At 41.9% G+C, this 7,928-nt stretch carries 8 protein-coding genes; all 8 read left to right on the top strand.

The annotated features are described in order from the left end of the window. Positions 1 to 487: glycosyl hydrolase family 65 protein (locus F8N00_RS14260; RefSeq protein WP_421018425.1), on the top strand; the 487-nt coding region annotated here is incomplete at its 5' end. Next, positions 484 to 1,773, top strand: a complete 1,290-nt coding sequence (locus F8N00_RS14265; RefSeq protein ID WP_421018426.1) for a glycoside hydrolase family 32 protein — start codon at positions 484 to 486, stop codon at positions 1,771 to 1,773. The genes F8N00_RS14260 and F8N00_RS14265, both read left to right, overlap by 4 nt. Positions 1,774 to 2,056: 283 nt before the next feature. Beyond that, entirely contained in the window at positions 2,057 to 2,437 is a 381-nt protein-coding gene (locus F8N00_RS14270; RefSeq protein ID WP_419181353.1) for a GntR family transcriptional regulator, read from the top strand. Further along, complete coding sequence (locus F8N00_RS14275; protein ID WP_421018427.1) at positions 2,430 to 3,110, top strand: ATP-binding cassette domain-containing protein; 681 nt, start codon at positions 2,430 to 2,432, stop codon at positions 3,108 to 3,110. Before F8N00_RS14270 ends, F8N00_RS14275 begins: the two co-directional genes overlap by 8 nt. After that, positions 3,107 to 3,925 carry a hypothetical protein gene (locus F8N00_RS14280; protein WP_421018428.1) on the top strand — a complete coding sequence of 273 codons (819 nt, stop codon included), beginning with the start codon at positions 3,107 to 3,109 and terminating at the stop codon, positions 3,923 to 3,925. The genes F8N00_RS14275 and F8N00_RS14280 overlap by 4 nt, the downstream gene beginning before the upstream one ends. 20 nt (positions 3,926 to 3,945) lie before the next feature. After that, complete coding sequence (locus F8N00_RS14285) at positions 3,946 to 5,040, top strand: hypothetical protein (RefSeq protein WP_336449255.1); 1,095 nt, start codon at positions 3,946 to 3,948, stop codon at positions 5,038 to 5,040. 491 nt (positions 5,041 to 5,531) lie between these two features. Further along, positions 5,532 to 7,253 carry a hypothetical protein gene (locus tag F8N00_RS14290; protein ID WP_336449254.1) on the top strand — a complete coding sequence of 574 codons (1,722 nt, stop codon included), beginning with the start codon at positions 5,532 to 5,534 and terminating at the stop codon, positions 7,251 to 7,253. 5 nt (positions 7,254 to 7,258) lie between these two features. After that, positions 7,259 to 7,837, top strand: coding sequence for a hypothetical protein (locus F8N00_RS14295; protein ID WP_336449253.1), 579 nt, complete (start codon positions 7,259 to 7,261; stop codon positions 7,835 to 7,837). Positions 7,838 to 7,928 lie beyond the last annotated feature (91 nt).

The raw sequence follows: 7,928 nt of genomic DNA on the forward strand, positions 1-7,928 counted from the left end.
GCTCGAGGATCTGTTCACTGCTGACGTCAAGCGTGCCAACTGGGAGTATTATGAGCCAAAGACCTTACACGATTCGTCACTCTCCCTTTCGACGCACAGCGTGCTTGCATCGGATCTCGGTGATCAAGAGCTTGCGTACGACTTGTTCCGTCGCGCATCGGAGATCGACCTCGGACCGAACATGAAGACGTCGGACGCCGGGATCCACGCGGCCTCACTCGGCGGCATTTGGCAAGCGGTCGTCAATGGTTTCGGTGGCGTCCGGATGACTGGTGGCAAGTTGCGTATCTCACCGATGTTACCGAAGGCATGGAATAGTCTCCGCTTTTCGATAAACTGGAAGAATGAGACGCTCGACGTCCATGCGTCCCGAAATCAGGTCATCATCACGCGACGTACGCCTACGCTCGAACCACTCATCATCGAGGTCTATGGAGAATTGCGCGAAATCAAAGAAACGTTTACGAGCGAAGTGTTGTCCGTATGAGCTACCGGCCACACTATCATTTCGCTCCGCCATTCGGGTGGATGAACGATCCAAATGGACTGTGCCAATGGGACGGTGTCTACCATTTGTTCTATCAGTATCATCCGTTCGGTGTCGAATGGGATGACATGCACTGGGGACATGCTACATCGACCGATCTCATCCATTGGGAGAACAAACCGATCGCTTTGCGTCCGGACCAGGACTATGACCGCGATGGCGTCTTCTCAGGGAGTGCGTTGGTGAAGGACGGTGTCCTCCATCTCTTCTATACGGGCAACACCTGGCTTGATGAGAAGAGAGAGGCGCTGCTTCAGGTGCAGTGCCTCTCGACATCCGTGGATGGAAAGGTGTTTAAAAAAGATGACAGGAATCCTGTCATCTCCGAAATCCCACGACGTGGGAGTGCACATGTCCGGGATCCGAAAGTATGGGAGACGGATGGACGCTTCTATATGATACTTGGCACACGCGATGAAGCTGACGGAAAGGTCGTCCTGTACGCGTCTGATGATGCCCTACACTGGACCGAACGCGGCGTCATTGCCGGTGAAACTGGACGTCACGGTTGGATGTGGGAGTGTCCTGACCTATTCTCGCTCGACGGTCAAGATGTCTTGCTACTGTCCCCCCAAGGCATGGAGCCCGAAGGTGATCGATATCATAACCTTCATCAATGTGGTTACTTCATAGGGGCGCTTGATCTCAATGCACCTCGTTTCAATCATGGCGCATTCACTGAACTCGACTATGGTCATGATTTTTATGCTGCACAGACATTCCGTGATGAGCGCGGAAGACGGATTTTGATAGGATGGAACGCGATGTGGGAAAGTGGCTGTCTAGAGAAAAGCGAAGGATGGGCAAACCAAATGACACTCCCACGCGAACTATCACTTAAAGATGGGTATCTATACATGAATCCTATCGAAGAAATAGAGGGATTGCGGAAGTCGAGTCAATCCTTGGGCGATTCTGACTTCTCTGGGGAAGCCTTCGAGCTTTCTTTTGAGACAGATGGCGATTTTCAGTTCGACTGTTTCGGGGAAGGGGCAGTGTTTTCGAAGAAAGGTAATGTCCTAACATTATCTCGTTCTCATTATTCTTCAGATGTACGTCGTCTTGAGGCAGACGCAATATCATTTCGAATCTTCGTCGATCGCTCCTCTATCGAAGTGTTCATCAATGAAGGTCAGTTTGTCTTCTCAAGCAGAGTGTATGGGAAAGATTCTATCGCACATCGACTATCAGGTAATGTCATCAATCCAATGCTACATCGTTTTTAAATATGCTTTTCGTCGATGATGTCTTCAGGACATGTAATGGGAGCTCGTACGTACTTATCTTATTTTGCTTCAGAAACGAAATCATGGAATGAAATCAAAAACGGCTCGAGACTTTGGCATGCCAAAGTCTCGAGCCGTTTTATTTTGATTCTATCGATTCGTCATACTCGTCCTGAATGCAACGGAAAGAACTGTATTGACACTTAACTGTATTATCGTTACGATACAGTTATAAGGTGTATTACTGTTTTAATACAATGTCTTACATGAAGAGGTGAACGTCTTGCAATTTGATCAAAGAAGTCCGGTCTATCTACAAGTCATTCGTTGGTTTAAAGAACGGATCGCGACCGGAGAGTTCGTTGGCGGACAGGAAATTCCGTCACGACGTGCCCTTGCAGCTGAGCTGGGTATCAATCCGAACACGGCACAGAAAGTCTATAAAGAGATGGAGGAACAGCAATTGATCACGACAGAACGTAATGTCCCTAGTAGAATTACAACCGACCCCCGTGTTGTCGAACGGGTCCGCGCAGAAATGTTAGACGAAGCAGTCGCTCAATTCGTCATGGCGGTGCAGGCAATTCAAATTCCACTTGATGAAGTGATGACAACAGTACAACATGTGTATCAAACAAGCGAACGAGGTGAAGTCAATGCTTGAGGTACACGGCTTACATAAGAAGTATGGCCGCAAGCGGCCGGTCCTCCAAGGCGTTTCTTTTTCGGTACCGTTGAACCAACTTACATGTCTCATCGGTTTGAATGGTGAAGGAAAATCAACGATTCTCAAAGGAATCATGGGACTCGTTCCGCTTGATGCTGGGACGGTCGTCGTCGACGGTGAGACGTCACGCGAGCGGATTGCGTTCGTACCAGACATCTCGACGATGCCAGGATACATGACTGTCGGAGATTCCATCCTCTACATGCAGGACTTCTATCCGGACTGGAATCAGAAGAATGCCGAAGAGTTGATGACAATCTTTAAGCTTCTCTCGACGGACCAGATCCGTGATTTGTCAAAAGGGAACAAGGCGAAGGTGAATCTCTTGCTCGGATTCTCGCTCGATCGCCCCTATCTTCTCCTGGACGAGCCACTCGCTGGCATCGACTTATTCACGAAGGAACAGATTGCGTGGATTTTCTCGAGCCACTACATGGAAGGACGTGGCATCTTGATGACGACACATGAGATCGCCGAGGTCGAGCATTTGATTGATCGGGTCGTCTACTTACAGGATGGGAAGGTCGTCCATGAGGATGATGCAGAAGAGATGCGTGAACTATACGGGAAATCGGTTCAAGACCGGATGCGGGAGGTGTTCCAACGATGAAAAAGTTCATCATGCTATTGAATGAGGAATTAAAACGTGGTGCGAGGTTCTATCTCCTTGCCCTGATCGTGTTGGTTGGACTCGAGCTCGTTTCGGTCGTCTACCAAATCTTGAGCTATCAATCAGAGGTAGAACAGTACATGAAGGTCGAACGGGTCTCGCAGCTCGAGGCGATCCGCTTAGCAGGAGGACTCTTTGGTTTCGGTGATGCGACGGCATATTTCCAGTACATCATTGCCATCGCGATGATGTTGACGTTCCTTCTCGCCTCTCAAATCTGGTATCGTGACTGGTTCGGAGAGTCGAAGTACATCTACCGGTTACTAATGCTACCTGGTAGACGCTTCACGATCCTCTTGTCGAAGTTGACTGCGGTGATGTTGACGGTCGCGAGCTTTATCGGTGTCCAGTGGATCGTCATTCTCGTAAGTGGATTCTTATTTAGATCTATGACACCGGATGACTTGATGGAATCGAAGCAACTATTTGGTGAGAATAGAATACTCAGCATGTTCTATACGTTCAACATCGTCGACACGTTGATTATCCTTCTCGTCACAGCGCTCGTTGTCTCTTTCGTGTTTCTTGTCGTTCTGATCGAACGCTCATACCGGAAACGAATCGCCATATTACAAGTCATGCTGGATGCGGCACTACTCATCATCCCTCTCGTCGGACTTGTCTATTTCTTCGAGACGACGCACTTGCTTCATCCGAACCAAATCACGACTTTCGTCATTGGGTATCCTCTTCTTTACTTTGTGTATGTCTACTGGAAGAGCATCCGTCTATTGAACCATAAAATTTCGATCTAATAAGGAGTTGAACAAAACATATGAAACGTTACAAATACGTATTGATGATCGGCGGGATGAGTTTCATCACGATCGGCAGCTACTTCGGTTATGCTGCGATGATTAAGGAGCCGGACTATGTAATCGAATCGGTCCAAGGAAAGGCATCAGACGATGCCGTGAAAGATCTGCACGTCGGAATCTCGAGCTCGCGCGTCAAGCCTACTCAGTATGACGTACGGTTAGATGGGACAGTCGAAGCTTCCGAACGGAACTATCTGACCAACCTATACGACACGATCGATGTGGATTATCCGAAGGAGTTTTATCGCTTCATCCGGAAAGAAGATGTGTCGACCAGCGAACAAGGTACGCGTACATATGGGATCGAATCGGTGAAAGGTCATATTAATTATCAGTCGTACGATGAAAAGACGAAGGAATATACGAAGGTCCGTCTCCCCTATGCCGCGCTCGAAGGTTCTCACCATCAAGATGATGAGAACACATTCCAGATCCTCAGTCAGGATGCTCGACACATCTATGTCGCCAAGGATGCATATGGACCAGAAAAAGACATGAAGATCCTTCGCCTCGACATCAAGAAGCGTGAAGTCAGTGAGGTGCCTCTCATCCTACCGACACTGAAGAAAGATCAGTCGCGTACCCTCGTTACCGCAAATGCTTACGGAACACTCTATCTTCTCGAGACACACGACGATGAATCCATCATCGAGTCGAAATATTACTTAGATGATGGAAAAAAAGTCCGAAGAGTCAAGGCTTTGGATGAGTTCGCCTACACGGGGTCTATGGATTTGATTTCGGACAATCGTCAACTACTCATGTACGGCGCGATGGATGATGGTAGTAAAGACATCGCTTGGAGTATCTATGATTTCGAAACGAATGAAGTCACAAAACACCAAGTCACAAGCAAATATCCGAATCAATTCGGAATGACGCAAATGTTTAATACTGATCAAAAACTGTATCAAGTATCTCCTACTGATAAGTCGAGTTTCCAGGTAACAGTTGTCGATCTAACAGACGATTCAATCGAGTATCAAGGAATCATTCGAGATAAAAACGAACGAAAGAATTTCAGTATTGATGACTTTCGAATTGAAAAATGAGTGTATTTCATTTGATCTGTTTTAAATAATTGATGTAGAGATAGTAGATCCTAAAAATGGGTCTACTTTTTTTATTTTAAATTTAAAGCCGTCTCAAGACTAAAGCGGATAATATGCTTTGAAAATTATTGATGAGCTTCTTTGATTATCACTTCTATTTCTAATGTTACTACTAAAGGCTCTCTCTAGTTATTTAGCACTAATTTTGTTCCTACAATGTTTTTTAAATATTTCACATTGATATCGAGAAATGTAATTAGTTCGTAAATAGATCTATAGTACGTGGATTACACGTAACAAAATTATAATCCAGATAATCATATCAAAAAAAAAGTTATAGATTCCAATATATAGTCAATAAGGACCGATTTGATCCATTGGTATTTCTAGAAAAAGGAAAGTATGTAATTATTGTTTTGCAAGCGATTACAAGGTGGTGTGTGAGACTGCAATACTATTTATTAATGTTCGACTCCTTGAGAAAAAATAAAATGAGTATGATCTTAATTTTTATTCAAATCATACTAACAGCATTGTATTTATGTAATCCATACGCAAATTCTGTATTTGATTTTGTAAGTTCCTCAAAATACTTAGTCTTGTTTCATATGGTTGGACTTTTAGTTATCTGCATGTACTCAACCATACAGTTAAAAACATCTTTTGAAGGATTTCCGTTTTTAACAGCCTCAAAAATTAAAGCATATATACTTTTTGTTGGCATGACCGTTATCATACTCGTCACCGTAGTTCCGTTAGCAATATACAGTATCTATGCGTTTAGTTTAGAAAATATTAGTCATATCGTACTGTACCGAATTATTAAATTTTACACTGTTTTGTTTTTGGTCCCTGGAATGATTGGTGGATTATTTGGATCGTTTATAGGAAATTTTATTCTCCGTATACATAGAAAGAGTACAAAAATTATTCTAGTTTCTGTAGCGATTTTATTAATCGGATTGTTAGTATACGATTCTTCGCTTCAATCTGGATTAAATCCAGTCATTCCTTTTGATGAAGGATACTTTGATGCAGCATTTAGTTTACAATCCTATTCTTTGTTAACAGTCCTATTATTATTAACGATTTTTTTACTAACGTTGATCAGTCTACTTATTTCTAGTGAATTTCTTTTGAAGATTACGCAAAGTGCAGTGTTATTAGGATGCCTATGTTTAATTGCAGCTTCTTTCCAAGAACCATCGGCAGCAGCATCAAGAGAAAAGTTTCTTCAATCCGTTCCAAACGAGAATACTATAAATGCGGAAAACTCTCATGAGGTATCAAAAGGACTTCCAATCACCAAAGTAAACACAACACAAATTAATGATTCACGTCACTATGTATCAAAGGTTTTTTTAAGTAAAACAGTCAAGGGAAAATACTCGTTTTATCTATCAAAATATATGAAAATCAACAATCTTAGTGATTCTATTAAAGTTATAAGACGAGACTCTGACAAAGTAACAGTAAAATTTAAAAACAATACATCTTTTTCTATTACCTATAGTTATGTTCCGAATTTACAACGTGTCATTTCAGATAAATATATCTACTTACCCGCTTCAGAACCTTGGTATCCGATGCGATTAGATGGATGTGAAAATCAAATGGGACATATTAATTTAAAGGACGATCATTCGCAACTGATTCAATCAAAAGGATGTATTACCATTTTTGATGATCGTTATTTTATTCGAAACAAGCATTCCGTAGTTCCTATAGATTTAGTTGATCAATTAGATGATGATGCATTTTTTAAACAAGTCAAAACTCTTCATAAACAAGTCAATGAGATGAACGGCTTAGATAAAAAAGAGCTTCCAGATTTAATAATAGCTCCAATGTCATCTTTCGACTCAACGCAACATCTTAATGAAACATGGAAGAAAGGCAATCAAATCTTAGTCGCTCTTGATCTTTTCTTGAAGAGAGATTCTCAAACTATTCAGCAACGAATAATTTTGAATCTACATTACACGCTCATGAAAAAAGCCGTACAAGATACACAAAAATTAAATGTGATTCAAACAAATCGTATAGCGGCTGCATTTTTCAAAGATCGACTTTCAGAATTAAAAAATCATAGCCCCGCTAACGATTACTATCTAATACAGATGCAGAGATTGATTGAAGACGAGATTAAAATGGATTTTGAAAAAATTAATAGCAAAAGAATACTAGAAAAGTTTGAACGTAATTTGGAGTGACGATAATGATTATGTTTAAGAATGTAAGTTACGGAGGAAAGAAACGTCAGCTTAAATTAAATAACTGTTCTGTAGATTTAGGCGAGCATTCTATTTTAATCGGTAATACAAAATCAGAGTTGCGAGAATTGGCGAGTGTACTTACCGGTCGGATCAAAATTGATGGCGGAGAAGTGATTGGAGACCTTAACTCTTTACCGCATACAATCGATGTGTCAAATCCGTTTCTACTTCGTCATTTATCAGTGGATAAAATCGTTAACAAATTGTCGAAGAAAAATAGTATGCGAATGGACATTTGGGATAAGGTACCGAAATATGAGCAGTTTGATCAGTTACCCAATCATCAAAAACTGATCGTTTTAGTAGAGATTGCTCGTCTACAAGGAAAAGAGGTAGTCATCCTTCTATGTCCAGAAGATGATTTGTCGTTCAAACAGTTGCCTTTGTTTGAATCTTATCTTAAAGAGATAAAAGACATCTCACTACTACTATTAACAACAAAAGAGTATTGGAACGATCGTTTAAAACATTACAGTTTGTTGTATTTGACAAACGGTCAATTTTCCATTGAAAGGAGGTGAAAAATCATGATTATCAATAAATCTCAAAAGAAAAAGCGTTTTCTTCCGATGACGGCAGCTGCATTATCTATCAGTGTTTTATGTGCTACTG

The organism is Exiguobacterium sp. A1_3_1, assembly GCF_048985645.1.
Taxonomy (GTDB): Bacteria; Bacillota; Bacilli; order Exiguobacteriales; family Exiguobacteriaceae; genus Exiguobacterium_A; species Exiguobacterium_A indicum.

What these genes read in the sequence shown, in the direction of transcription:
- F8N00_RS14285 (WP_336449255.1), top strand. Translation starts at nt 3,946, where the DNA reads ATGAAACGTTACAAATACGTATTGATGATCGGCGGGATGAGTTTCATC.
- F8N00_RS14295 (WP_336449253.1), top strand. Translation starts at nt 7,259, where the DNA reads ATGATTATGTTTAAGAATGTAAGTTACGGAGGAAAGAAACGTCAGCTT.
- F8N00_RS14265 (WP_421018426.1), top strand. Translation starts at nt 484, where the DNA reads ATGAGCTACCGGCCACACTATCATTTCGCTCCGCCATTCGGGTGGATG.
- F8N00_RS14290 (WP_336449254.1), top strand. Translation starts at nt 5,532, where the DNA reads ATGAGTATGATCTTAATTTTTATTCAAATCATACTAACAGCATTGTAT.
- F8N00_RS14275 (WP_421018427.1), top strand. Translation starts at nt 2,430, where the DNA reads ATGCTTGAGGTACACGGCTTACATAAGAAGTATGGCCGCAAGCGGCCG.
- F8N00_RS14280 (WP_421018428.1), top strand. Translation starts at nt 3,107, where the DNA reads ATGAAAAAGTTCATCATGCTATTGAATGAGGAATTAAAACGTGGTGCG.